Below are 26,259 nucleotides of genomic sequence, written 5' to 3' on the forward strand. Positions count from 1 at the left end.
GCATTAGAGTTCAATGAAAAAGTTAAATACGGCCAGCCCGACCAGCGTCAGACCGGTAATCAGGTTTTCGCGATGCTCGAACCAGTGCGGGTTTATTCGTTTCAGGCCTCGTCTTCCGAGCGTCACCATCAGCAACATGCCTGACAAAGTAATCACATTATAGATGATGGCTACCAGTACCACCGCCGGAATGCCGTACCACCCCCGCCCATTCGCGCCCGCGCTGAGGAAATAGGCTTCTATTTCCAGACAGGGGGAAAGAAACATCGCTCCGCCAATTGCCATCCCGCCAAGCTCACCAGTATACCCAATAGTGTGGTGCTGATCGTGTGGGCCAGACCGGCAATGGCCGTTACCGTCAAGGGTTGTCGCAGGCTCCATCGTTCGGTCTGGCCAATGGTCACAAAGGGAAGCCAGTGGCTGGGAATCAATGCGTGTAGCAAGCTCAGGGTCAAACTACCTAAGAGTATACTATTCATAGCTGTAGGCGTTAATGGGCGTGTTCTTCTTCGCCACCGGCTGCTTTGAGCTGCGATAAGAGCGCATAAGCACCCTTAACAACCACTCTCGCTTTAGTCAGATTGAGGCTGGCCGGTAGCGTTACCTGTGAATAGCCTCCCTCCGTTACGCCCCGGCGCACAGGAATCTGTTTGAACCGCGCCGATGGACCGGCCTTGTCGGGTTTTTCAGCCGGATGTTCGTTCTCTTTTGCTTCATGCTCCTGGTGTTCAGCTGCCTTTTCATCCGTTTCCACGAAGATATAGTCTTTATCTTCCGCCGACACGATGGCTGCTTCGGGCAGGGCCGTAACCCGACTATCGCCCAAATCTAAACTGGCTCTGAGCGACGTATTAGGCGACAAACGGGCATCGGGGCGGTCGAGTTTGGCCACCACCCGCACCGAGCGGTCCGCGTCGATAGCCCGATTGATGTATAAAATCCGACCGGCCCGTTCCTTCCCGCCTTCATTGTTGAGCAAAATACTCACCCGCTGCCCTTCCCGCAGTTGGGGCAGGTCTTTTTCAAAAACCGTCAGTTCGGCGTACAGGCCCTGGCTGCTGGTGAGCCGGGCAATCACGTCGGCAGACTGAACATACTGCCCGGCCGTGGCCGGTACGTCCGTAACAACGCCAGCTACCGGGGCCGTAATGACATAAGTCGCACTGAACCTGCCCGCTAAAGCCGACTGGGGCGACAAACCCACTAATCGTATCCGCTGGGCCAGTCCCGTTACGCGGGCGCGGGTGGCGTTGAGGTCGGCGGTCGTTTGTTGCAACACCTTCAGGGCACTCACGTTCTCCCGGCTCAGTTCCTGTTGCCGGGTAAATTCGGCTTCCAAATAGGTCAGCCGACTGTGCGTTTCGGCGTATTCCTGTTGCACCCCGATCAGGTCAGGATTTTCGACGCGGGCCAGTAGTTGCCCTTTTCGTACCGGCTGGCCGGGCAACAGCGGAATTGACCGCACGAAGCCGCCCTGCAACGCGGTAATGTTTACCTGGCTCTGGGCCGGGACGGCCAACCGCCCGTTTAGGTTCAGCAATTGGCCCAAGTTGCGGTATTCCACCTGACCCAGTTGAACAGATGCAATACGAAGCTGATCGTCAGTCAGTTCAACGATGTCGGTCGGTACTTCTTCGTCTTTATGGTGCTCGGGTTGTGCGGCTGCCGTTTTCTGTTCGCTCGTATCCGCATCCTTATCGGTGCAGGCGTTGAGGCTTAATAGGCAGATCAACAGGGCAATGCGGTATAATTTGATGGGTGTCGACATGGTTGGGGTACGATTAAGGCAGTCCAATGAGTTGCTCCAACGCAACCACGGCTTGGTTGTATTGATTGATGGTGTCCAGATAGCCCGTGCGGGTTTGAATGGCCCGCGTCAGTGCCTGGGCATATTCCAGATAATTGGCTTCGCCAGCCCGGAACGCCTTCTCCGCTCCCTCGGCCAGCCGACGGGCAACGGGCAGGCCCGTTTGTTCGTAATAGGTCAAACTGGCCTGCTGTTTTCGTACGTCTCCAACCGCTGCTGACAGCTCGCCTTGCAGATTGCGCTGATTGACACTAAGCGAGGCTTCGGACAACTGCTGCCCCAACCGGGCCGACTCGATGCGGGCGCGCTGCGCTTTTTGAAACAAGGGAATGGAAACGCCCACCTGAACACCCTGAAAACGAGTACTTCCGCCAAAGAACTGATCCTGGGGGACGCCACCCGGACCATCGACTGTTTGTACACCAATAAGCGATTGATTAAAATAGCCGATGGAATAGTCGGGGCGTAGCCGGGCCTGCTCCACGGCGATCTGCCCCTGGGCGATGGCGGTTTGTTGGCGCAAGAGAGCCAGCGTCGGGTTTTGTACCAGGGCCGAATCGGACAATATCGGGAGCGATCGGCGGAGCAGCGGACCATCGGGCAAGGTCAACTGGTCCGTTGTGTTCAACAGGGTTTGCAGACCACTCAGGGCAATTTGCCAGTCGGCCTCCGTCAGGGCTATCTGGTTACGAACTTCCCCAATCAGGTTATCAGCGGTAGCGACTTCAAGGCCCGTACCTTCGCCGGTGCGTAAGCGAACGTCCGTTGCCCGCCGGAACCCCACCAGCAGGCTATCCTGAGACTGAAGGAGTTTGAGCCGCTCAGTCAGGTACGCCAGTTCCAGGTACGTCCCTTTCACCCGCGTCCGCAGCTCGGCCTGGGTTACCTGCCCCTGCAACTCGCTTCCCCGGATGCCCGCATCGGCCAGCCGTTCCAGACCCCGAATCAGTTTGCCATTCGGAATGGGTTGAGAAATGGTAAAATTATTGTCCCACCGTCGGGAGTTATACTGACCGCCTACCCATGTAACATCCGTGCGGCCAATGTCGCGGGCGGTGCGCCGAGCCGTCTGTTGAAGGGCAATGTTCAGGCTACTGACCCGGCTCAACCCGTTGTTGGTCACCGCCTGATTCAGGGCGGCCTCAAGCGACAGGGGCGCGTTTGCTGATGGTTGTGCCTGCGCGATGGAGCCCACCCCAAACGCTATCCCGGCGATGAGCCACCAGTTGGCTAACTTGGGGGCTGCTTCGGGGGTGACACTGGATTTCTTCGCGCCCAGCAGGGTTTGCTCCCACCAGTACAGGCAGGGCAACACCAGCAGCGTCAGGAGCGTGGCCGATAGCAGCCCGCCGATCACCACGGTAGCCAAAGGCCGTTGTACTTCGGCTCCGGCCGTCGTCGCCAGGGCCATCGGCAAAAAGCCGAGCGATGCTACCAGGGCCGTCATCATCACGGGGCGCAACCGGGTGGCGGTTCCTTGCAGAATGATCGTCCGCAGATCGGTCTGTCCTTCGGCTTTGAGGTGGTTGAACTCGCCGATCAGCACGATGCCGTTGAGCACGGCGACGCCAAACAGCGCGATAAAGCCCACGCCCGCCGAGATACTGAACGGCATCCCCCGCAGGGCCAAAGCGAGCACGCCCCCGATGGCCGAAAGCGGAATCGCCGAAAAGATTAACAAACTCTGCCGTACGGAGCCAAACGTAAAGAAGAGGAGCAGAAAAATCAGCATCAGGGCCACCGGCACCGCAATCGTGAGCCGGTCTTTAGCTTCCTGTAAGTTCTGAAACTGGCCACCGTAAGTAAGATAATAACCGGCTGGCAGCTTCACCTGGCTCTCTAATTTCTGCTGCAACTCGCGCACGACGCTTTCCACGTCGCGGTCACGCACATTAAAGGCCACCGTAATGCGCCGTTGGGCATTTTCCCGCTGAATCTGGTTGGTACTGTTCTGAAAGGATATAGTGGCGATCTGGCTTAACGGTACCGCCTGCCTTTCGTGGCCCGACCCTTCGTGGCCCGGCCCATCAGTGGTCACCAGCAAATTCTGCACGTCTTCGAGCCGTTGGCGGCTTTGCTGCTGCAACCGCACTACCAGATCGTAACGTCGTTCGCCTTCATACACTACGCCCGCCGAAGTCCCGGCAAACGCAGTCTGCAAACACCGGTTGGCTTCCTCAATACTCAAGCCAAAGCGGGCCAGCGCGTCACGGTCGAACTTGACGACAATCTGAGACAGCCCCGATACCTGCTCCACGTAGAGATCCTCCGCGCCCGGCACCGTGGTGGCGACCCGGCCAATCCGGGCGGCATAATCAGCCAGAACGCCCAAGTCTTCACCGTACAACTTCACCGCTACGTCCTGTTTGACCCCCGTCATCAATTCGCTGAAGCGCATTTGAATGGGCTGAAGAAAGCCAAAGCTCACGCCCGGAATCTGCTGCAGCTTAGCCTGCATTTTTTCAGCCAGTTCCTCCCGATTGTCAGCGGATGTCCATTCGGGTCGGTCTTTGAGGATGATCATCAGGTCGATGGCTTCCACCGGCATGGGGTCGGTCGGTATCTCGCCCGCGCCCACTTTACCGATTACTTCGATCACTTCGGGGAAGTTTTCTTTAAGCAGCTTGCCGGCCTGAAGGGATGCATCTATGGTCTGACCCAGGGATGAGCCCGTCATCAGCCGGGTTTCCACGGCGAAATCGCCCTCGTCTAACTGGGGGATGAACTCACCACCCAGCCGACTAAACACAAACAGTGACCCGGCAAACAACGCGACCGACAGCCCAACAACCAAACCTTTATGCCCAAGCGTGCATCGAATGGCCGGGTCATAAAGTCGGTGGAAGAATACCATGATGCGGTCAGCAATCGTGCGGGTGCCTTCACGCACCGGCTTTTTGCTCAACAGCAGAGCCGACACCATGGGCACGTAGGTGAGCGACAGCACAAAAGCACCGGCGATGGCAAAAGCGACCGTCTGCGCCATCGGGCGGAACATCTTGCCTTCAATACCGACTAAAGCCAGAATGGGCAGATAGACAATGAGAATAATGATTTCGCCGAAAGCGGCCGACGAACGTATCCGGCTGGCCGACTCGAAGACTTCCGCATCCATCTCGTCCTGCGTGAGGTGGTGCCGAAATTTTTTCAGGGTGATGTGGTGCAGGGTGGCCTCCACGATAATGACGGCTCCGTCCACGATCAGTCCGAAGTCGATGGCACCCAGGCTCATCAGGTTGCCCGACACACCGAAGAGGTTCATCAGAATGACGGCAAAAAGCATCGACAGCGGGATCACCGAAGCAACCACCAAACCCGCCCGCCAGTTGCCCAGCATCAAGACCAACACAAATACCACGATCAAGGCCCCTTCGATCAGGTTGCGCTCAACCGTACCGATAGCGCGGTTGACGAGTTTGGTACGGTCCAGGAAGGCGTGAATGTCAACGCCTTCGGGCAGCGACTTTTTAATCTGCTCGATGCGCTGCTTGACATTGCCGATCACCTGCGACGAGTTGGCCCCCTTTAGCATCATGACAATGGCTCCGACGACTTCGCCTTCATCGTTCCGGGACCCTCCAGTCCGGGTCATGGCTCCGTAGCGGATGGCCGAGCCAAGACCAACCTGGGCCACGTCGCGCACTAATACCGGTACCCCTTCATCGGTTCGACGCACGACGATTTTACCGATGTCTTGGAGCGTACTAATCAAGCCTTCGGAACGGATAAAATAGGCATTGGGCCGACGGTCGATGTAGGCCCCGCCTGCGTTCTGGTTGTTGCGTTCGAGGGCCGAGAACAGCTCGTTTATGGTCACACCTGCCGCTTTGAGCCGCTGCGGATCGACGGCTACTTCGTATTGTTTGAGATAACCCCCAAAGCTACTCACATCGGCAACGCCCTTCGTACCCAGCAGTTGTCGCCTGACAATCCAGTCCTGAATGGAGCGCAATTCCATGGCCGGGTATCGCTTCTCGAAACCGGGTTTGGCCCGAATCACGTACTGATAAATTTCGCCAAGCCCCGTCGTAACGGGGGCCAGTTCGGGGTCACCGGCATTGGCGGGTATTTGCGAGCGGGCTTGCTGCAACCGCTCGAAAACCTGCTGGCGAGCGAGGTTCCCGTCCACCGCATCAGTGAAGACGACCGTAACCACCGACAGGCCAAAGCGGGAAATGGAACGTACCTCGACTAGGTCCGGCAGGGTGGCCATGGTTTGTTCGATGGGAAAGCTGATCAGCCGTTCGACATCAACGGCCGATAAGGCCGGGCTTTGGGTGATGACCTGTACCTGATTGTTGGTGATGTCGGGCAGGGCATCAATGGGCAAGCGGGTCAGCGAGTAGCCGCCCCATAATACCAAAGCGAACGTGAATAACCCGACAATGAGTTTGTTCCGAATGGAAAATCGGATAATGGAATCCAGCATGAATTAGTCTGAACAAATGGACAATAGAAAGATGCCGGGCGCATACAAACTGCATAACTACGCCGGTTAGGGCATAGCAAAGCCGTCCGGTGCGACCGGTAAGGGTGTTCAGACCCGAAGTTGAGGGGGTTGCCAGATGGCCGTTATCGGATCGAGGGGGTGCGCCGAAGCGTAGCTAAACCCGGCTACGGCAATCGGTACGATTTCGACCAGGGAAGTCAGCGTGTGGCTGGGCTGGGGAATAACCGTAATCGTAGCGGCACAACAGGTGCAGGTACAAAAGGGGGTACAGGCATCGTGCTCGTGGTGATGCGAACCCGTTGATTCGGCTGTACTCACTGACGGGATCATAGCCACTCCTGCCTGCCCGATTGCCGGTAGGGGTTCGTCTGCACAGGGCCACAGAGAAAGGGTCAGCAGATAAAAGGCCAGTATGGTTGTCAGCCACTTCACGGTTACAAAGGTACGTCAAGCGTTTGTGCAACAGGTAGTCAAAAAGTAAGCTAGGCTAAATTTGAGTGATTATGAAATCAACTGCATTTTCTAACTGCAAGATACCCCCTCAATTGAGCGGTGCCTATATGACTGAGTTTGACAAATATTAAAAAGTAATTGTCTCGCAAAAACGCTCCCGCGTGAGACGAAGGAACTTGCCTGTATCTTCTCTTCAATTTGGGCCTTATTTGAAACACTATTTCTTTGGATTGTCTACAAAAGCATCAACTCACTGAACTCGCTTTTCTGTCTTACATCGTATGCCTTTAGGTTTGTGCTATGATATTATTCCTTGGAATTACAGGTGAGTAAAAGTTGGAAGTACGTATATTCAGTCAAGTTATGCCCTCACCATCAACATCTGGGTGTTGGGTGCAGGTGAATATACTACTCCACTTTATGGCCGCTGACAAAAAACAGGGCTACTCGGTCAAGTAGCCCTGAAACGTTATAGCAAGCAAGTCATTTAAAAGGCAGCTATGATACTAAGCCTTTTTGAGGTATTTAGCGACTTCGCTATGAAATTCTTCCAAGCTGTTGGCAATTTGGTCAGACTGCATATGAGTTTCATAAGCTGCGGTCGAACGTTCACCTACATCTGTTGAATTGATAAGACCACCCTGTTGCTCTTCATCAAGAGTGTAATATCGTTCGAATTCGTCAGGGACTTCTACCTCTTGTAGTTTACCACCTTCGGGCGCCATAGGACCTGCTTGAAACTCCCCAGCATAAAAGTCCTTTATTTGTCCTTTGATTGTTCCAATGACCTGACCGTTGCTATCAGCAATAATTGTAATTTTCATACAGCGCCCCCTCCCTGCAGGTTATATAACACTGGAACAGGACCAATATTTCTGATACTCACGAAATAAGTAGTGGAACCATTATTTTCCTTTTTTTTGCCTTGATCGAAAGCAATCAACGGACCACCTGGGGTTTTAATGTCAGCGGCTGCATGCTGAAATCCAAAGTCAGCTCCTCTGGTGTACCACCAGTTGTGTGTTGCACCAGGTGCTAATGTAACTGGTGTGAGAAAGTTGTTAAAAGCCATGGATGTAAGGATTAAGTTGTGAGTAAAACAGTTAGTTATACATGGCTGGACTGCAAATTCTAACCATATACCACTGAACAATACCTATAGATAAAGTATGTTTTTACGTGTTAGTCGTAATAAGTGATGTAAACGGAAACAGTATAATATTTTTAGTTAATCCATTTACGTATGCGACAGATGGCGTTGGACAAAAGTTAAAAACTAACTGTCTCGTAAAATGCTCTAACCTGAAACTCAAATACGTCTCAATTTGGAGCATTAATGTAGAACAATTGTATAGGACTCAGTGATTACGGACAATAATACCCAGCAGTCAGTAAAAGCTGCTGGCAATAGGTTAACCCCTTGACTTGACTATCCTAATGATCCAGCGCAATCCTAGGAAAAGAGCTAAGAAGCCCGAGTAAGATGCAATTATATTCGTCAGGCGGCTACCTAACGGGGTGCCATAACCTAACCCAATCATCACCAGCCCGATGAATGCAGTTATCGAGGCTAATAGAAGGCGGATATTAGTCGTAAGCTTCATAAAGAGGAAGGACTCAACATATCTGTTGTATAATCCGATTAGTGGTATTGTGGCCCGCCAGTTGATTCCAATATTTATGGCAGCCTTGACTACTCTGGCGTCCGAGTCACAGCTTTACAGACGCCCCAGTAATGGTCGCCTAAATAACCTGATACCTTAAATTCCCAGGATTTGGGGAATTTTGATAAGCCTTTTTTCTACCGACTCTCAAGCCTTCCAGCCTTCTGAGCAGGATACCCTATCACGGCAAATGCCGGATAATAAAAGGGTCGCCAGATGCTTCCAAACTACCTTACCTTTAATGCAAGACACTTGCCAAGAGTCGTTTAGGTCGCTAACTAGTAACACTGCCAACTGAGCTTGTTCGGTTGGGTACCAAGCTCTACCACCATGAACGTTTTAATCGCTTCCTATCTAGTCACTTCTTCACCCTCCGGTGTGGTGACCTACTACCAAAAACTAGCGGCTGATCTGGCCAGGGCCGGTTATAGGGTTCATATCGTCGACTCTTCCCATACGCCCACCATCTGGCGCAAAGTCCTGGGTCTCTTGAAACGCATCATGCGTCCTTTGGGCGGCAGTGCCCGGGCGGCCTATGACGAGTTTGCTTATTTTACGGGCGTCTACTTGTCGGTTCGCCACCTGCGCCATTCGACATTCGACCTGATCCACGCCCAGGATGCCCGCTCAGGCGTGGCTGCCTGGCTGGCCCTGGGCAAGCAAGTGCCCGTCATCCTGAGCTGTCATTTCAATGACGATCCCGTAACCGAATTAGCTCTTAGTTTTTCGTTAAAGCCCCGGGCAACGGCCCGACTCGCGAGCTGGTACCGCTATTTATTTTCCAGCATCCACCATTATGTGTTCAGTTCTGAGTATGCCTACTCCAAATCCAAACATCTCTTGCCGGTTCGCTTTAACAAACACATTCTTTACAATACGGTCGATTTACGGGCTACTACTGACCCATTGAGCCGATGTCCGTCTGATCAATTTCGTATCAGCAATGTGGGCTACATCGATCAACGAAAAAACCAACAATTACTGCTTCGGGTTGGTCATCAGCTACGCCAGCGGGGGCATCTCAATTTTACGATCTGGCTGATCGGGGAAGGCCCACAGCGGCTGGCCTATGAGCACTTGGCGTACTCGCTGGGTCTGGCGGAACAGGTCCGGTTTTATGGCCATCAGGCAGCCCCCTGGGCATTGGTGGCTCAGTCGGACCTGTATGTGCACACCGCCCTGAATGATAATTGTCCCTTCGCTATACTGGAGGCATTTGCGGTAGGCACGCCGGTGCTGGCCCTGGCCGTAGGTGGGATTCCGGAAATGGTACCCGTCGGCTCAGGCCTGCTGCCGGATGCGGATGTCAGCCGCTTGACGGATGAGGTGATACGTTGTTTCCAGCCGTCCTACCGTGCCGGGTTGGCAGTCACCCAGTCCACGTTTGCTCATCAGCGCTTCGACCACCAGACGAATCTGGAGAAGTTGCTTTTGTTCTACCGGCAAGCGGTTAAATCTCCTTTATTGGGGCCAATGGCTAAGGGGTCAACCAAACCCAATAGCCCCTACCCACTTAATGGGGAGTAAACGACATGGCGGATCAGGTACACTGGAATCAACAGGATGCTCCGTGGCGTAGTGTTGGGGTTGCTTGTGTGATTCTGTTGGGAATGGGTTTAATTTATGACGATTAACTCGGTCTTGTCATGGGGTCTGTTCTGATAGCATTGAACACTATCCGTAGCATCCGGTTGAACGAGATGTCCTTCTATACGTTTCCTTTATATCAGCAAAAGTGCTCCTGATTAAATGTTGTAATATTCTTTAAGATTCAATTGTCTGACCGTATTAATCTAGCCTGAAATCATATGTTTACCCCTGTGGTGTAAACAGCCTAGTGTTTCAGAGCTTGAATTTGTTGTTTTAAACGAAGTGCATCTATATTATGACTATTAAGGCTCAGCGATTTTTCCACATATTTAGTGGCAGCGGTTGTATTGGCAAATTTGAGATAGCTGGCAGCCACTTGATTGCTTAACGTTATGTTAGTAGTATCCTTGGTAAACTGCTGCTTCACAACAATTAACTGCTGAACAAATGCCTGAAGTTCACCCAGACTAAACTGCGATTGGTTACTGGCAGCCGCAAATTGGAGATAAAGCAGAGCTTCTTCGGGGCGGTCCAGCTTAAGCAACGTAACAAATAGCTTTTGCGCGGTCTCGAACGTATTCTCCAGATGAAAAGCCTTTTTCAGATACGTAATGGCTAGGTCATTTTCATTCAGACTCAAACAGAGTTTACCCGCCTGACTGTACAAAGCCGGTTCGTATGGATACTCCAGCGACAGCGCTTCCGTCACTTGTAAAGCTTTAGGCAGGTTCTTCTGCCCTACGTAGCGACTGGCGAGTTGGTTCATGGCATCACGCCAGGCTATTTGTTTAACAACCAGCGCCCCAGCCAACTGTTCTTCCACAGTTTTGGGGCGCTTCTCCTCTGGTGGCATGGGGATATTGAACGGCCAGCCTTCTTTCAGAATCATCATCTCGTAAGCACCTTTGAGCGAATCTACAGACGTAATGGGCATCCGCTGCCTCAACGTAGTAAACGAAATTTCATTTTTACCATTAGCCGGAATCAACTGCCGCTGTTTCAGCGCTTCGTAAAACGCATCTGACAGCAAGGCGTACCCAAACAGATTCGGATGAACATGTTCCAGTAAGGTTTCCTGACCTAAAATGCCATAGGGCGAGTGTTCGTCAAAAAACCGTTTCGTATCGACCAGCGTAACGCCTGGGTATTTAACAGCTACGTCCTGAATGATCTGGTTCATAGCTTCAGGTGCCCGAAACCGAAGCAGATCCAGTTCTTTCGCCTGTATGAATACTTTTTTTGCTTCGACGAAATTACCCTTCGCATAGGCCTGGCTGGCGAGCTTAAATTTTGCCTGGGCCGATGAAGCACCGTTGCTCGGAGCGCTGATAAAGGGTTTTAGGTCTTTTTCGTTACTGACCAGATTGCTGATAAAAACCGGAATTTGCTGCGTGCTCAGAAGCTGGCAGAGGTCGTTCAGATTGGTTTTGAATTGGTTGATACCTGCCTGATAGATTGGGGAACCGTACGGAATCTGCTGATCGGCGGCCATACGTTTCATCAGGTTTTCTCTCAGATCCACTTTCTGGCCAGAGAGCGCCTTGCGAATTCCGCTCACGGCATGATTGATGAGTTGTATCAGTCGAAACTCGCGGAGCCAGATCACCAGCCGCATCAGCGACGGATTATGGGCGATGGAACTGGTAGAACCAACTCCTAAAGCACCGTAGTATTCGTTATGGCCAGTGTAAATCAACACAGCATCGGGGGCGTAATCGACCAATTCCTGAGCAAATCCGTAGACAGTATACGTATTAACGGCCGTCAGCGACAGGTTGATAATCTCGAATTCTTTATCGGGAAAGGTGTGCATCAATCGGTATTTCAACCACCGGTGAAATGAACCGTTGTGCATGTACGGATAACCGATCGTGGTTGATTCGCCCAACACGAAAATTCGTAACGTGCCGTCTGCTTTGCGTTGCGGAAAGGGTTCAAAATTACCAATCGTCGCGTTTTCTGTTTCAGTAAAATACCGCTCCGATGCATACTGATTCATAACCCAATAGCCCTTGCGTTCGGGATATTCCACAAATAGGCTTAGGTTATGGCCATATCCGAACAGTCTGAGCAACATCTCTACCAATGCCAGCATGAGTAAAGGCAAGATCATTGCAATTCCCTTAAACAGCCACAGCCGCTTTTTCATAAAAAAAATCTACCGTTTTTGCCGCCTTCAACAGAAAATAGCGATAAGAGTGATTTCCAAAGCGTATCGCAGTTGAAAGTGGCTCTTATCGCTGAATTACTCGCTGGTGATTACGGCCGAATGAGTGTGCCATCCATCTTGCGAACTTGCCAGTTGGACTTGGTACTGATGGGGTATTTGGCCGCTTCCTTCTCGTTGATGTCCACGCCTATGCCCGGTACCTCATTTACCGACATATAGCCCTTGTCCATCGTCGGACAGCCGCTGAAAACCTCCTTCATCTTGTCCGAAAATGACACCGCTTCCTGAATCCCGAAGTTCCACACCGCCAGATCAATATGGGCATGAGCTGCGTGACCCACAGGTGATACGTCCCCCGGACCATGCCATGCCGTCCGCACGTTGAACCACTCGCCTAACCGGGCTACCTTCATGGCTGGTGTGATGCCTCCAATCTGAGAAACGTGGATTCGGATGAAGTCGAACCATTGATTAACCATAGGCTCCTTGAACTCGTTGACGTTGTTGAACAGTTCGCCCATCGCAATCGGCACTGAGGTGACCTGACGAAGCTGGGCAAACCACTTCATGTTTTCGGGCGAGAAAGGGTCTTCGATGAAGAAGGGTCGGTAGTCTTCCAGCTTCTTAATCATGTTGATGGCCTCAATGGGCTGCACACGCTCGTGAATGTCGTGTAACAGCTCGACCTCCTCACCACATTGCTTGCGCACCACGTCGAACATTTTTGGTACCGACTTCAGATACAACTGCACATTCATGTAGTTGTCGGTCTCGCCCCCGAAGCCAGCCGTTTTGAAGTCAGGCTTATCGGAAGTAGCGCCAACGGCACCGTAACCACCTTGCTGAATACGGATGTGTTTGAACCCCTGCTCCATGAACTTCCTGACACTCTCAGCGGCAGCTTCCGGGGTGTTGCCACCGGCATGGGTGTAGCAGGGAATGGCGAAGCGCACTTTACCGCCCAGAAGTTGATAAACGGGCATTTTAGCGCGTTTGCCTTTAATGTCCCATAGGGCCTGATCCAGTCCAGAGAGAGCGTTGTTGAGTACGGGTCCATTGCGCCAGTACGAGCTTACGTAAGCTCCCTGCCAGATGTCTTCGATGTTGTCGACATCCTTGCCGACGCAGAATTCGTTTAGATACGTATTGATGGCCACCACCACCACAGCCGCCCGCTGAGTGAAGGTAGCACAGCCGAGTCCGTACAGACCTGGCTCCGTGGTTTCGACTTTGACGACAATAAGATTGGAGCCTTGGGGAGCCGTAGCAATAGCTTTGACGGATTTGATTTTAATCGGTGGCGCACCGACAGCATACTGTGGTTTACCTTGTTGTTCACGGGCTTCGGCTGTCGACGTACCACTAAATAGGCCCAGAAGACCGGCCGATGAGCCGAAACCAAGCGTCTTTAACGTATCACGGCGGCTTTGATTAGATTTACTGTCGTGTGATGCACGCGTTGTACTCATGGAAATATGGGTTGAAGGGTTAATAAGTTTATGTAACAAAGCGTCTCACGTATTGCCTGGTGTTAAGTTTTAGAACCTGATTCCACCGGGAATACGGTTAAGGCAGCGCAAACGCGATATAGGAGCCGCCCGGTTTATGGCCGTTTTTGACGCCACCAGCCGCAATCACTACGTATTGCTTCCCGCTCACCTGATACGTAATGGGTGTAGCAAATCCTCCGGCAGGAAGCTGATACTCCCAAACGACCTTACCCGTTTTGCGGTCAAAAGCACGAATGCGTTCATCATACGTAGCGGCAATAAAGATCAGGCCACCTGCGGTAACAATTGGTCCACCATAGTTCTCAGTGCCCGTTATTGGTATTCCCTGCTTTGTTAGTTCGGGGAACTCTCCCAGCGGAACTTTCCACAGATACTCCCCCGTGTTCAGGTCAATGGCATTGAGTGTTCCCCAGGGTGGTTTTACCGCCGGATATCCATCGGGATCGACGAAACGCGTCCAGCCGTTGTTAATGTAAGGCGGTATGTAAGGGTATTCGGATTTTGCTGCCACTGCCGTTGGGCGTCCGGCGCTATGCTGATCGTCGGTTTCGCTGGCTTTTGTCTCGGTATTGAGCAAAAACCGGACAAGCGTGCTACGGTCCTGCTCAGAAATATGCTCGAAAGACGGCATTCGTCCCCGCCCCGTTTTTAGAATCGCTTGTATATCCTGTCCCGATAACCGACTCCCGATATTGACCAGACTTGGGTAGGCATCACCACTGCCTTTCCGGTCGATTCCGTGGCAGGCTGCACAGTTGGTTTGATAAAGCGTTTTCCCTTTCGAGGCTATTTCAGCGTTGCGTGCTGCCAGATCTGCCATTTTCAAATCCCAGACCATTTCATTGGAATTCTGGTAGAGGATTCCATCCGGATCAGCTGCGTTTCCACCCCACTCGGCTCCCCCGCCAATGCCAAAAAACAGGGTACCTTCCAGACTTGGGGGCATGAACTTACTGCCGGAGCGGGTTTTTAGGAATCGCTCCTTCACAAACGCATGCGCTTCGGGGGTTCGGTCAGTAATATCTGCTTCCGTGAACACCTGCCGTGCAAAAGGGACAGGCTTCATTGGAAATCGTTGCCTGGGCCAAGGATGTTCTCCTGGTAAGCCCGACGTTGGTACAGCCCGCTCCTCAACCGGAAAGAGCGATTCGCCTGTATCGCGGTCAAGCACATAAATCAGCCCGTCTTTCGTGGACTGAGCCACCGCATCAACCTTATGACCCTTGTGGGTCACAGTAATCAGATTGGGTTGACAGGGTATATCACGATCCCACAAATCGTGATGAACCGTCTGGTAATACCACTTCAGTTTACCCGTTTCGGCGTTCAAGGCGAGAATACAATCCGAATACAAGTTCTGTCCCGCCCGGCTTCCTCCGTAAAAATCGACGGCGGGTGAACCAGTGCCCAAATAGACCATGTCCCGTTTTTCGTCCAGAACCATGCCGGCCCAATTGTTAGCGCCACCTATTTTCTTATAAGCGTCTTTCGGCCAGGTTTCGTAACCCGCTTCACCCGGTTGAGGAACGGTATGGAATGTCCAGCGAATTTTGCCGGTACGTATATCAAACGCACGTACGTGTCCCGGGGCAGCGTCGCCATATTCAGATACGGTCGCTCCCAACACCAGCAAATCTTTATAAATAACGCCCGGACTGGTTGCCGACACCGAAAGCTTCGTAATATCAACGGTAGCATTATCGAGTAAGCCCTCCCGCAGATCCACTTCTCCGTTTTTACCGAACTGGGCGACAGGCTTACCCGTCAGGGCATTGATGGCATAAAGCGTTGGGCCAGCCGAGTAGAGAATGCGTTTGTCTGCTCCATCTTCCCAGTACAGGACACCCCGATTCTGACTATACCGGGGTGTTTTATCTTTAAACGGGTCGAATGTCCAGAGTTGTTCACCCGTGTGAGCACGTAACGCAAACAGCTTCAGTTTGGGCGTATTGCCGTAAAGAACTCCATTGACAACAATCGGCTGACATTGAATCTCTGGCTGGCGGTCCGTTTTACCGTCAACGGCGGCCGCATCGTACATCCAGGAGACTTTAAGGTTTTTAACGTTTCCGGTATTGATCTGGCTAAGAGTTGAATAGCGATTTCCGGCTTTATTCCCACCATAACTAGCCCAGTCGGTATTGCCTGGCGTATCAATCGTTACGTCGTTTCGATTTGGATAAATAGCCATGAGCGTTAACCCTAGCCCAGCCATTGATCCGACTCTTAAAATGTTCTTCATAGATTTTGTTGAGAATTTCAGCACTTACGTACCCGATAAATCGGCTATTTCGAAGCGGACTGTGGTAGGGTGTAATAAGGAAATACTATGCCCGCTAAACGTAAGACTTGCCATAACACCCGACCAGTCGAACCGCACACCCTGATAATAGCCTTTGGCTGAATCCGGAAGATAGACTTTTGCGTGAATTACCCCATTCGAAATATCGGTTCGCGGAAACGGGGGCAACAGAACGGCACTGATTATGCCAGCCAGCATAACCCCAACAATACTTGCCTGCTTCATGAGTGTCGATTCTACTTGTTACGGGGGTGGTGCAGAGGTGTCAGGCTCTCAAACCTGACACCTCTGCACCACCGACACCATAGGTTACTAATACCCCGGATTCTGCTTTATATTGACGTTCGACGTAATCTCATTGATCGGAATAGGCTGTGCGTAGTCGGTAGGTTCCCATTGAATCGCACCACCGCGAACGCGCTGGTAATAAGCCGCTTCTTTATCGCCAATTTTCCATCGACAGACATCAAACCACCAGTGCCCCTCGCCGAACAACTCCGCCCATCGTTCGTATTTGAGCGGATCATTTTTTAAGACCGCATCCGGAGCGCTGGTCTGATCGGCCATGGTTTTATAGTCAACGGCAGAAGGTGTATTAACCGGGTAGCCATACGCTCGTCGACGGACTTTATTGACGTATTCCAGTGCGGTTACATTATCCCCGCTATGCGTCAGCGTTTCAGCGTAGAGCAGGTATACATCGGCTAGTCGTAGCCACAATATATTGCTACCATTTGCCATATTCACTTCGCCTTCTGCACCGCCCAGATAGAGGTATTTCCGGAAACTCCAGGCTTCCATATCAATCTCCGAAATGTCGAGGTAGTGCGAGATCGGCTTTTTAACCCCGCTCACGATCATCGAATCGACGTAGGGTTGCAAGCAGGCTACCCACAAACGCGGATCAACCGTTTTGTTAGTTCGGGCGGCAACTGAACGCGTGATGTACGCTTTGTCGACGTTCGCCACGTTCGCCGTCGTTGTTCCCGCCGGGTAATAGTGCCCTAGATTGAAGCCAAAACGAGCTATATTTTTGGCGTGCGGAAAGACGTTCGACCAAGCCGAAGCCGCCTGTGCACCGTTGGTACCAACATACGTTGGCGCAATCACCATGCCGATGCTCGATCCCATCGATAGATCGGACGTACCGCGGTAGGTCATGTCAACATTCATGTTGAGTTCAACCAGGGATTCGGAGTTAAACTCATTCTGCCCGTTGAACATGTCTTTATAGGTATTAAATGGAACCAGCGATTTACCACTGTTCGTCACGACATCGCTCAGATATGTTTTTGCATTCGCCCAGTCCTGCGTATACACGTACACCTTACCTAAGAATGCCTTAACCCCCCACTCACCCATTTTATACTTATCGGTTGCACCGGTCCAGCTTTTACCTTTCAGCAGGGTTTCGGCGGCTTTCAAATCACTGACGATAAAATCCCAGCTTTGTTTAACCGTGGCGCGCGACACCTGCGTTTCGGGTAGACTGGTTGACGCTTTCGTGATCAGGGGCACGCCCATTTTATCGCCACCCTGTCCATCGATCAGGAAGCTTTCGCCCCATAACGTAGTGAGGTAGAAATAATACCAGGCCCGCAGATACAATGCCTGGCCTTTGATTAGACTGATTGCGGCTGCGTCCGAAGCCGCAGCTTTAGGACCATAGGTTTCAATCGTTGCCAGCAACGTATTCGCGCGCTGTACACCCCGCCACAAATCCTGCCAGGTTCCCCGCAAAAAGTCGTCATTAACCTGCGAATTGTTTTGCGCCAGTTGAATCCAGGTTGTGGTTCCCTGCCAGCTTAAGTCCGTTGTATGATCCCACAGGTACGTGTTTTTGGCCAGCATATTATGACCGAAGATGCTGGGCGCATGCTGGGTTGCGTAAACTCCCGCCAGGAGTTGCTCCAGATCAGCTACTGAACTCGGATAACCGCTGGTTGAAATGGCACCGGGGTTATCGACATTGACAAAATCCTCTTTACAAGCGGCTATACTCAGGAGTAAGGCAAAGAGGGAGAGTTGAATGAATATCTTCATGATTCGGTCTTTTTGAGTCACTTACCAGAGTGAGGGAATATTAAAAATTTACGTCGATACCAGCGGAAAGAAGCGTGGTTCGGGGATACGAATAGATCGTATCGATGCCCCGCCCCGTAGTGGCTGCGTTCGAGCCACTACTACGTCCGAGTACTTCCGGATCGAGCCCTGAATACTTCGTGAACGTCAGTAGGTTTTGCCCCTGCACGTAAACTCGAAGGCCAGACATTTTCCACTGTCTCATAAGTGAAGCCGGAAGCGTGTATCCGATCTGAACATTACGTAATTTGAGGAATGAGCCGCTTTCAACAGCGTAATCCGAAATCCGCGTATAGTTGGCGTTGGGGTCTCGAACGTAGTTTCCGGAAGCATCTGTATAACCTATCCGAGGCAGATCCGTAAGGCCATTGCCATTAAAGAACGACGTATTGAAAATGTCCCGGGTTGTGTTGTAATCTCCAACGAAAGTCGATGTATAAAAGCGGTTTGCGTTGAAAACGTCGACGCCGGTAATCCCCTGAAACAACGCTGAGAAGTCCAGCCCTTTCCAGGCCATATTCAACGTAATGCCGTATGTCATTTTTGGCCAGGGGTTGCCAATAAAGGTTTTATCGGCTGAGGTAATCCGACCATCCCCGTTTATGTCCTGAAACCGAAGATCACCCGCTCCTGTAGCAGCCGCCTGATAATAAACCCCGGTGGTGGTGCCGGTCGCTGCGGCTGCTTCCTGCGCCCGTTTGTTTAGGGCAGCTACGTCGGCATCACTTTGGAAAATTCCATCCGTTTTGTAGCCATAAAACTGGCCCAGCGGTTGCCCGGCCTGCGTGCGTGATACAACGCTCTCCAGATAATCGCCAGCAGGACCGTCGTTGATCGGATTGTTATTGGTACCATCTAATTTCTTCACCAAATTGGCGTTAAAGGCGGCATTACCCGAGATTCCATAGGTGAATTCCCCCGCTTTACCCCGATAATCCACGGCGATCTCCAGGCCTTTGTTGCTCATTTGCCCAATGTTCGTATATACATTTGAGCTGCCAAAACCACCGGACATTGGAACAGGAACCTGGTAAATCATGTCGTTCGTCTGACGGCTATACCAATCGACGGTGATGTTCAGTGCATTACGCAACAGACCAACATCCAGACCGATATCGGTTTGAAGCACAGATTCCCATTTAATATCCTGATTGGCTAGCTGAGCAGTCAGCGAATATCCTTTCTGACGGGAACCGTCGGGAAGGCCCATACTCGTAATGGCGTTTGTGCCACCATACGAGTTCTGGTAAGTGTACTGCGGAATGCTGCTGGTACTTCCCAGTTTACCGTAGCTAGCCCGGAGTTTGAGGTTCGATACGTAGCTGAGGTTATCCTGAATGAAGGCTTCTTCGTTCAGTTTCCAACCAATGGAGGCCGAAGGGAAAACGCCGAATTTATTAGCGGGGCCGAAGCGATCGGAGCCATCCCGACGAACCGTTGCTGTTATCAGATATTTGTTGGCGTAGGCGTAATTGACCCGTCCAAATTGAGATAGCAACCGGACCTGTGGGAATTCGCCACCACCGGATACGTAACTGCTGGGGTTGGCGGTTAAGCCCAGGTTATACGTTACGTAGGGAAAACTCTGAGCCTCGCCGTGTAAGGAACTCAGGTCTGATTTATACGCTTCGTAACCTGCCAGTACTTTAAATTCGTTCAGGCCAATTGTGCGCCCATACGTCAGAACAAAGTTGGCCGTGAAGTTCCGCTGGTTATTGATATCGCGGCTTAGAAACGCATTCCTGTTGGCGACGGTGCCGTAGTCATACGCTTCCGTGAATCTGTAATTCTTTACGTTATAAATCGACGCTCCGAATGTAGACCGGAGATTGAGGCCTTTTACAATTTCCCAATCGGCATATAGATTACCCTCCAGCGCATATTGTTCATTCAGGGTGTGGTTCTGGTATTCCTGACCGACAAGATTTGGTCCGGTAAAAAAGGTGCCGGTTTTGGCCCATCCACCGAGCGGATTTGTTGCATCGTAGATGGGAACGACGGGTGCCGACCGAAACGGATACGTACTGGTTACGACCGGATTATTACCGGTTTTCCAGGCATAGAGCGTTTCGCCTACTTTCAGTTTGTTGTTGATTTTAAAATCAGCATTCGAGCGAATCCCATAGCGCTCAAACCAGTTATCGATCAACGTACCTCCTTCGCGCTGGTAGTTGGCCGATAAGTAATAATTGGTTTTAGCCGTAGCGCCGGATAACGACAAGGAATAACTCTGGTCCGATCCGTTCGTATACAGATCATTTACCCAGTCATTATCGGGTAACGTATTCGGATCACCCCATCCACTCGTGCTAACCCCAAAAGCTTTCTTAGCGGTAATATAGTCGGGCGTATTGAGGAGCTTATACAGGTTTCGGGGTTGACGAACACCGTAATAGGCGTTGAAATTGATTTTCATCTTATCCGTGCCACTCCCCCGTTTGGTCGTCACCAGTACGACGCCACCAGCCGCCTGGGCTCCGTATATAGAAGCCGCACTGGCATCTTTCAGAATTTCAATCGATTCGACATCCTGCAGATTGAAGTTGTTTCCGGCCGACATCCGTATACCATCCACAATATATAGGGGCGACATCCCTCCAATGGAACCTACCCCCCGAATAACAATGTCGGAACTGGCGCCCGGCGATCCGTCGTTACGTGTCACCTGTACACCAGCGGCACGCCCCTGCAGGGCTTCGTTGATACTCCGAACAGGCAGATTTTTTACGTCTTCTGCTTTCACAGACGAGATCGATCCGGTCAGGTCCGACCGCTTCTGCGTACCATACCCGACAACCACTACTTCGCTGAGGTTTTTCGTATCGGTAACTAACCTAACGCTCACATTCGCCTGATTCCCTACCGTAACTTCCTGACTTAGGTACCCGACAAAGCTGAACACCAGTACGTCGTCGCCCGTTAGTAAAGTCATTCGGAAGAGGCCATTGGCATCCGTAGTAGTTCCACGCTGCGTTCCTTTTACAACAACACTTACCCCTGGCAGACCAACTCCCGCTTCATCCGTAACAGCACCTGACAAAGCCCGGTCGTTGAAGGCATCAGGACGGTCTAAAATATCCATACTCGTTGGTACAGGCAACTCCTGATTCAGGATGATCTGTCGCCCTTTTACGTAATATGTGATCAAAAGTGGCTTCAGGAGTTTATCCAGCACTTCACTTAGGCGCAGGTTCGTTGCATCAAGCGATGTATGATTATTTAATTGCATAAGCGCCGACCGATAAGCAAACCGAACGTCAGCCTGACGCCCCAGTTGGTGCAATACGGCTTTCACAGTTAGGTTTTCCGCGTGAAGCGTAACGCGCTGATCCATAACTTGCTGTGCTTCAACCGAGCGAGCCGTAGCCAGCCCGGCGATCATGGCCGCCAGAAGTAACTGATAGACAGTAAATTTCATAAAGCTATGCAACAGGCTAAGCGATTGTCGAAGTTTTTTCATACTTTTGCTTGTTTTTTGTCTATTTAATTTTAGGAATGGGCAAAGAACCCCCTGCCTCATCCTGGATGAGGGTCTCGAAAAAGGGTGTTAATCAAGTCAGTGATGCCGGAATCATCACTGACTTTTTTTGTGTCTGATCAATCTATTTCATCATAGGCGGTACGTAGCAGGTTATTGATACAGGATTCATTTAGTACTTATTTACAACCTTTACTGTTGATGACAATTTGCCCATCATGCACCTCATACGATGCGCCAATGGTCTGGCAGACAACGTCAAGCCGCTCAAGCAAAGTCTCATTGGTGAACATGAGGTTTACCAGGCAGGCCGACAGGTCAGCTTCGTTGAAAAGAATTTTTATGCCGTAGGTTCGCTCAAAGGCTGTAAGTACTTTGGCAACGGGAGCGTCTTCAAATACCTGTTCCTGAGTGCCGACAGAAGGCATTAGAGCAGCTGGCTTTTCAACCAGCGCTTTTGTTAAGCGATTAGCCTCCAGATTAAAGATCATCTGTTGATTCGGCGTTAGTACGATGCCCTGAATCCGTCGTATGCCTAATTGCTGGGCTCTTTCGAACTCCTGTTGTTTGTAAACGGACACACGTCCGGTTCGTACAGCAACTGTCACGTCTTTTTCGCCGTCAAAAGCCCGTACCAGAAAACTGGTACCCAGCACTTTGGTAACGGTTTGGTTGGCGTAAATCAGAAAGGGGCTGGCTGGATTTTTCACTACGTCGAAGAACGCTTCTCCGTTCAGATAAACCGTCCGGTTGGCACCGGCAAACTGCCTGGGGTAGCTCAGTCGACTTTTTGGCTGGAGGATTACCACACTACCATCGCCGAGTATGAGATTGACAGCTTTGGCTCCATTGTTGATTTTTTCCTGGAGCTGTACTGGCGTAATTTTCGTTAGATTGGCATACGACGTAGCGGCTGCCTTATGACTGATATTGATGTAAAACCAGCCACTAATGCCAATTGTAAAAACGAGGACTGCGGCCGCAACCCAGCGCCAGAACGGGGTACGTTGTAGCAGCGGCACAATCGGCGTAACTGATTCGGAGTCCCGACGTTCGGCAGCATTGTTCATCAATCGCTGTAGTTCGCTGGCCAGCCGGTCGTCCGTTGCATCATCCCGATAGTGATTATTAAGAACACGTATCATTTCCTGAGCCTGCCGAACCACATGGACCCGATCAGGATGCTGAACCAGCCATTGCTCCCAAAAGGCAGTTGCTTGCGCAGACGTGCCACTCGTCCATTGGCGAAATGACTCATCGAACAGAAAATCTTCAACCTGATACGCTCTATAGTCCATGTCGGAACAGCTGGCAACCGTGTGCCTTTGCTTCTATAGTGTCGGTATCGACCGGACAATACTCAGAAAAAATGAAAAATATTTTCAGGAAGAGTGCAATTTCTCTCAGATCAAAATTTTGACAGGAAAACGACCAGCAGTGACATCAACAAATCGGGCGACCATTGGCTACGAAGCTCTTTAAACGTTCTGTATAGGAGATTAGCCACGCTTTGCCGTTCCATCCCCATAATCTGCGCAATTTCGTGATTATCTAAATTTTGGTAGAAGCGCAGATAAAGTACTTCCTGCTGGCGCTTGGTAAGCGTAGCCATTAATTGATGCAGAAGGCGGGTTTGTTCTGTGTGCAGTTCTTCATCAATTATTTCATCTTCTATAGAGACAGAAAATGGCATATTGACGGGTTCAGATTCCTCTAAATGAACCGACTGGTGATGCGGTCGGGTCTTGAATAGCTTATACCGAAGCGCTTTTAATAAGTACGTCTTGACAAAAATGGCATTGCCAATCGTTTCCCGATGATCCCAGAGTTCCAGAAATAAATCCTGAATGGTGTCCCAAACCAATTCAGAGTCAGTCGTTAACCGAAGTCCATAGTTATACAGGCTGGCGTAATGGCCACGGGCTAACTCGCCCAAAGCCTGTTCATCACCGGCTTTAAAGCGTTGCCAAAGCTCTTGATGAGCCAGTCGCCTATAATCAGTTAACATTAAACGTTTACTGGAAAAAAGTTCATATCCAATGCAAGCAAAAGACGTTGGCTCCCCAATTATATTGGTTTATTAAGAAGTTTGTTTAAGTATGTATTTAATCTATAGAGATTATTTAATTCACCTGCAAATCTTACCAATCAGTAAGTCTGTAGTTAATATAGATAATTGCTTATAACTAAATGAGGTAGAGAAGTGTGTACTGTATGCTACAGATAGCCGGTCCGCCGGTGCGGTTGGACAGATATTAAAACCCGCTGTCCCAAAAAAAGCTCTTTTGAATGAAATGTCATTGATTGCCTCTCAGTACTCCTACCTACGCGAAATAGTAACTCAGTGAGGTTTTATTCGAGAACCCGGGCAGTACGATTCGGCAATGCAACTAAAAAAACAAAATCGAGAGGTGATCAAGAAAGGTCATGTTGAGCTATTGGTGTAATGGCCCGAAAATAATCAGAACAGGTAGCCTGCAGTGAGTCCAAGACGAACCCCAAGGCCGCCACTGCTCATGGCTTCGGCTACCGACGGCGAGAAAGGTCGGTTGGAGCTGGGTAGCTGGACTTGCAGGCCAAGGAAGGCTTCCAGGGTCAGCCGACCGAGCCTGGCTTGCCCCCCTACCATGCCGCCCGGTGTCAGCACGTAGATTTGTCGCTTCTCTTTGAGTAGTTCGCCAGTCTGGTTCCGTACAAACTGACCTTTATCATCAAAGGCATAGTTATCCATTGTCAGCCGGGCAAACCGACTGTATACTCCCCAAAAGGTGTTCAGTGGGGCGCGAGAGCGGTTACCGAAGTAGTGCCGCCGTTCGACGGTTATTCGCTCAAAGTGGTAGTTGCCCGGCGATGGTACAGGGGTACTGTTGTTGTCGTAGCGGTAGAACTCCCAGCCATAGCCCAGCCCGCCAACCCACGAAACCCGCTCCGAAACGGCCCGCTCGTAAAACAGGGAAATGCTTCGAAAGACAAACAGCGGCCCGGATTTTACGATGTTTCGTCGGGTAAACACCGAATCCGAAACCGTCTGAGCCTGGCCGGCTCCCGGCAGAACGGCAAAGGAGAGAACAAGTAAGTAAAATTTCATGGAAAACGGGTTCATTGTCGACAAAGTCAGTTACGTGATCTGTTAATCAGACCGACCTATCCTGGTCAAACACAGAAAGTCCGGCACCCAACACATTCTTGGGATCAAACTGCCGCTTTAGCTGATTTAATTGGGGCCAAAAAGCACCAAAGTGGTCCATCCAATCACCAGAGGTCATGGGAATTGCGCTAATCGTATACGGAAAGCCACCCATTGCCCGGTTCTGTTCGTACAAGTGTCGGTTTTCGGCCAGCACCGACTGAATAATCGACGCATCCGCCGGTAGCGTACGCAGAATATCAAAGAGGAAAAACTGACTTTCGGCCGGGGTACGCAGCAGGGGGCATGTCATCCATTTGCGGTCAAAGGGATAAAATAACAGTAACGAACCGGGTAGAAAATTCGCGGGATCAAGCCGGGCAATCGTCTGGCTTACAAAGGCATCAATGCCTGAGTCAGGGATGAACAAATCCAGCCAGGGATGAGGCAACTGGCCCAGACCGGCGGCATCAAGTTGGACTAACAGCTGCACAACCTGATCGGTAAACTCAAAATAAGAACGATCTTCCTGCTGAACTTCGTTTTCACTTGAGGCTAAAGGTGACACCGATTTGGTGGGTAGTTGGTGAATCGTATCATAGAAGATGGTCGCTTCCAGAAAGTAAACAAACGGGGCTGGTGAGTCGATTGCTGATGGGCTGGCCGGGTTTGATGACGCTGCCGCATCCCCGGCGAGGGGCATACCGTTTCCCCGGATATAATCATAGGCCTGGTTGGTCGTCAGCTGGCGTAAGGCAGTCAGCATCGGCACAACATCCTGAAAAAAGAAGCGGTATGTGCGTGCATACTGGCGAGCCGGAATCAGGGTTATCCTCGCCCGCACGATCAGGGCACATAGGCCCAATCCAGCCAAGACCCCGTAGAAAAGGTCGGCCTGGGTTTGGGCCGAACAGGTCAGGAGCTCGCCTTGCCCGGTAACGACCTGTAGCTCGATTACCTGGTCGACCTGAGCGCCGTAGCGGAAGCTGCGACCACTCACCCCCCCAACGGATAGGGTACCGCCTACGGTTAAGTTTGTGTAATCCGGTACTACCGGTGGGGTCAGGCCAACGGCGGTAGTGGCCTGCAATAAATCACGCCAGAGCACGCCCGCATCGACCAACACCTGGTCTGCTTCTATTAAATGGATCAGACAAAGGCTACGCATGTCGATGATTAGGCCAGCCTCTGCCTGGGCCTGGCCAAAGGCCGTATGTCCATTGCCCCGGCCCGCGATCCGAATGTTGAACTGGTTGGCAAAACGCACCATGTTGATCACATCGTCCACAGAAGCAGGCCGTAGTATAGCCAGCGGTACGCGGTGAATCAGGTGGCCAAAGTCACTGGCAGCCTGCTTGATGTCTTCAGGCTTCGTCAGCAGCGTACCATCCAGTTGAGGAACCGGTACGCATGGATCAGTCGTATCCTGATCGGTTAGCCAGCAACGGCGACTGGGGTCAAACTGGTAAACGAGCGGGTGACGAGTCGGTCTCTGAATAGCTTCTACTGAGTTGAGCTTTTGCATGACGTTAGGGGTTGAGTAAGTAGCACTCGATAGGGTATTAGCTTAAACAAACCCGGGCGATGTAAACCAGTGGGTAGCCTACCCACAGTCCCGGGCGTAA

At 51.3% G+C, this 26,259-nt stretch carries 16 protein-coding genes and 1 pseudogene; 1 reads left to right on the top strand and 16 read right to left on the bottom strand.

Annotated elements, in window-relative coordinates:
• Window positions 1-3: 3 nt before the first annotated feature.
• From CRO74_RS22185 to CRO74_RS22210, 6 genes and pseudogenes are all read right to left on the bottom strand, one after another.
• Window positions 4-479: pseudogene (locus tag CRO74_RS22185) on the bottom strand (hypothetical protein).
• 11 nt (window positions 480-490) lie between these two features.
• Window positions 491-1,768 carry an efflux RND transporter periplasmic adaptor subunit gene (locus CRO74_RS22190; RefSeq protein ID WP_097129051.1) on the bottom strand — a complete coding sequence of 426 codons (1,278 nt, stop codon included), beginning with the start codon at window positions 1,766-1,768 and terminating at the stop codon, window positions 491-493.
• Window positions 1,769-1,781: 13 nt separating this feature from the next.
• Window positions 1,782-6,236: a CusA/CzcA family heavy metal efflux RND transporter gene (locus tag CRO74_RS22195; RefSeq protein WP_097129053.1), complete on the bottom strand. Its 4,455-nt coding sequence runs from the start codon at window positions 6,234-6,236 to the stop codon at window positions 1,782-1,784.
• A gap of 108 nt (window positions 6,237-6,344) precedes the next feature.
• Window positions 6,345-6,689 (bottom strand): DUF6660 family protein, encoded by a 345-nt coding sequence (locus tag CRO74_RS22200; protein WP_097129055.1) that lies wholly within the window; start codon window positions 6,687-6,689, stop codon window positions 6,345-6,347.
• Between the two features lie 527 nt (window positions 6,690-7,216).
• Window positions 7,217-7,534, bottom strand: a complete 318-nt coding sequence (locus CRO74_RS22205; RefSeq protein ID WP_097129057.1) for a hypothetical protein — start codon at window positions 7,532-7,534, stop codon at window positions 7,217-7,219.
• Complete coding sequence (locus CRO74_RS22210; protein WP_097129059.1) at window positions 7,531-7,782, bottom strand: hypothetical protein; 252 nt, start codon at window positions 7,780-7,782, stop codon at window positions 7,531-7,533. The genes CRO74_RS22205 and CRO74_RS22210 overlap by 4 nt, the downstream gene beginning before the upstream one ends.
• A gap of 922 nt (window positions 7,783-8,704) precedes the next feature.
• Here CRO74_RS22210 and CRO74_RS22215 point away from each other — a divergent pair.
• Complete coding sequence (locus CRO74_RS22215) at window positions 8,705-9,901, top strand: glycosyltransferase family 4 protein (protein WP_097129061.1); 1,197 nt, start codon at window positions 8,705-8,707, stop codon at window positions 9,899-9,901.
• 307 nt (window positions 9,902-10,208) lie between these two features.
• Here CRO74_RS22215 and CRO74_RS22220 read toward each other — a convergent pair whose 3' ends face one another.
• The 10 genes from CRO74_RS22220 to CRO74_RS22265 all read right to left on the bottom strand — a co-directional run bounded on the left by CRO74_RS22220 (window position 10,209) and on the right by CRO74_RS22265 (window position 26,159).
• Window positions 10,209-12,113 carry an SGNH/GDSL hydrolase family protein gene (locus tag CRO74_RS22220; RefSeq protein ID WP_179830269.1) on the bottom strand — a complete coding sequence of 635 codons (1,905 nt, stop codon included), beginning with the start codon at window positions 12,111-12,113 and terminating at the stop codon, window positions 10,209-10,211.
• 110 nt (window positions 12,114-12,223) lie between these two features.
• Entirely contained in the window at window positions 12,224-13,603 is a 1,380-nt protein-coding gene (locus tag CRO74_RS22225) for an enolase C-terminal domain-like protein (RefSeq protein WP_097129063.1), read from the bottom strand.
• Between the two features lie 97 nt (window positions 13,604-13,700).
• Window positions 13,701-15,887 (bottom strand): pyrroloquinoline quinone-dependent dehydrogenase, encoded by a 2,187-nt coding sequence (locus CRO74_RS22230; protein ID WP_097129065.1) that lies wholly within the window; start codon window positions 15,885-15,887, stop codon window positions 13,701-13,703.
• A gap of 24 nt (window positions 15,888-15,911) precedes the next feature.
• Window positions 15,912-16,172: a hypothetical protein gene (locus CRO74_RS22235; protein WP_097129067.1), complete on the bottom strand. Its 261-nt coding sequence runs from the start codon at window positions 16,170-16,172 to the stop codon at window positions 15,912-15,914.
• 87 nt (window positions 16,173-16,259) lie between these two features.
• A complete protein-coding gene (locus CRO74_RS22240) occupies window positions 16,260-17,990 on the bottom strand; it encodes a RagB/SusD family nutrient uptake outer membrane protein (protein WP_097129069.1) in 1,731 nt (576 codons plus the stop codon).
• 40 nt (window positions 17,991-18,030) lie between these two features.
• The gene (locus CRO74_RS22245) at window positions 18,031-21,489 is read right to left on the bottom strand and encodes a SusC/RagA family TonB-linked outer membrane protein (RefSeq protein WP_245877950.1); all 3,459 of its coding nucleotides are present in this window, start codon (window positions 21,487-21,489) and stop codon (window positions 18,031-18,033) included.
• Between the two features lie 197 nt (window positions 21,490-21,686).
• A complete protein-coding gene (locus tag CRO74_RS22250) occupies window positions 21,687-22,805 on the bottom strand; it encodes a FecR family protein (RefSeq protein WP_097129073.1) in 1,119 nt (372 codons plus the stop codon).
• Between the two features lie 110 nt (window positions 22,806-22,915).
• Complete coding sequence (locus CRO74_RS22255) at window positions 22,916-23,515, bottom strand: RNA polymerase sigma factor (protein WP_097129075.1); 600 nt, start codon at window positions 23,513-23,515, stop codon at window positions 22,916-22,918.
• A 453-nt stretch (window positions 23,516-23,968) separates the two neighbouring features.
• Window positions 23,969-24,595: a hypothetical protein gene (locus tag CRO74_RS22260; RefSeq protein ID WP_144035965.1), complete on the bottom strand. Its 627-nt coding sequence runs from the start codon at window positions 24,593-24,595 to the stop codon at window positions 23,969-23,971.
• Between the two features lie 46 nt (window positions 24,596-24,641).
• A complete protein-coding gene (locus CRO74_RS22265) occupies window positions 24,642-26,159 on the bottom strand; it encodes an FAD-binding protein (protein ID WP_097129078.1) in 1,518 nt (505 codons plus the stop codon).
• Window positions 26,160-26,259: the final 100 nt, after the last annotated feature.

Source organism: Spirosoma fluviale, assembly GCF_900230225.1.
Classification (GTDB): Bacteria; Bacteroidota; Bacteroidia; order Cytophagales; family Spirosomataceae; genus Spirosoma; species Spirosoma fluviale.

Coding starts and splice junctions, on each gene's coding strand:
- CRO74_RS22190 (WP_097129051.1), bottom strand. CDS start 1,768: ATGTCGACACCCATCAAATTATACCGCATTGCCCTGTTGATCTGCCTA.
- CRO74_RS22195 (WP_097129053.1), bottom strand. CDS start 6,236: ATGCTGGATTCCATTATCCGATTTTCCATTCGGAACAAACTCATTGTC.
- CRO74_RS22205 (WP_097129057.1), bottom strand. CDS start 7,534: ATGAAAATTACAATTATTGCTGATAGCAACGGTCAGGTCATTGGAACA.
- CRO74_RS22210 (WP_097129059.1), bottom strand. CDS start 7,782: ATGGCTTTTAACAACTTTCTCACACCAGTTACATTAGCACCTGGTGCA.
- CRO74_RS22215 (WP_097129061.1), top strand. CDS start 8,705: ATGAACGTTTTAATCGCTTCCTATCTAGTCACTTCTTCACCCTCCGGT.
- CRO74_RS22220 (WP_179830269.1), bottom strand. CDS start 12,113: ATGAAAAAGCGGCTGTGGCTGTTTAAGGGAATTGCAATGATCTTGCCT.
- CRO74_RS22225 (WP_097129063.1), bottom strand. CDS start 13,603: ATGAGTACAACGCGTGCATCACACGACAGTAAATCTAATCAAAGCCGC.
- CRO74_RS22230 (WP_097129065.1), bottom strand. CDS start 15,887: ATGAAGAACATTTTAAGAGTCGGATCAATGGCTGGGCTAGGGTTAACG.
- CRO74_RS22235 (WP_097129067.1), bottom strand. CDS start 16,172: ATGAAGCAGGCAAGTATTGTTGGGGTTATGCTGGCTGGCATAATCAGT.
- CRO74_RS22240 (WP_097129069.1), bottom strand. CDS start 17,990: ATGAAGATATTCATTCAACTCTCCCTCTTTGCCTTACTCCTGAGTATA.
- CRO74_RS22245 (WP_245877950.1), bottom strand. CDS start 21,489: ATGAAAAAACTTCGACAATCGCTTAGCCTGTTGCATAGCTTTATGAAA.
- CRO74_RS22250 (WP_097129073.1), bottom strand. CDS start 22,805: ATGGACTATAGAGCGTATCAGGTTGAAGATTTTCTGTTCGATGAGTCA.
- CRO74_RS22255 (WP_097129075.1), bottom strand. CDS start 23,515: ATGTTAACTGATTATAGGCGACTGGCTCATCAAGAGCTTTGGCAACGC.
- CRO74_RS22260 (WP_144035965.1), bottom strand. CDS start 24,595: ATGAAATTTTACTTACTTGTTCTCTCCTTTGCCGTTCTGCCGGGAGCC.
- CRO74_RS22265 (WP_097129078.1), bottom strand. CDS start 26,159: ATGCAAAAGCTCAACTCAGTAGAAGCTATTCAGAGACCGACTCGTCAC.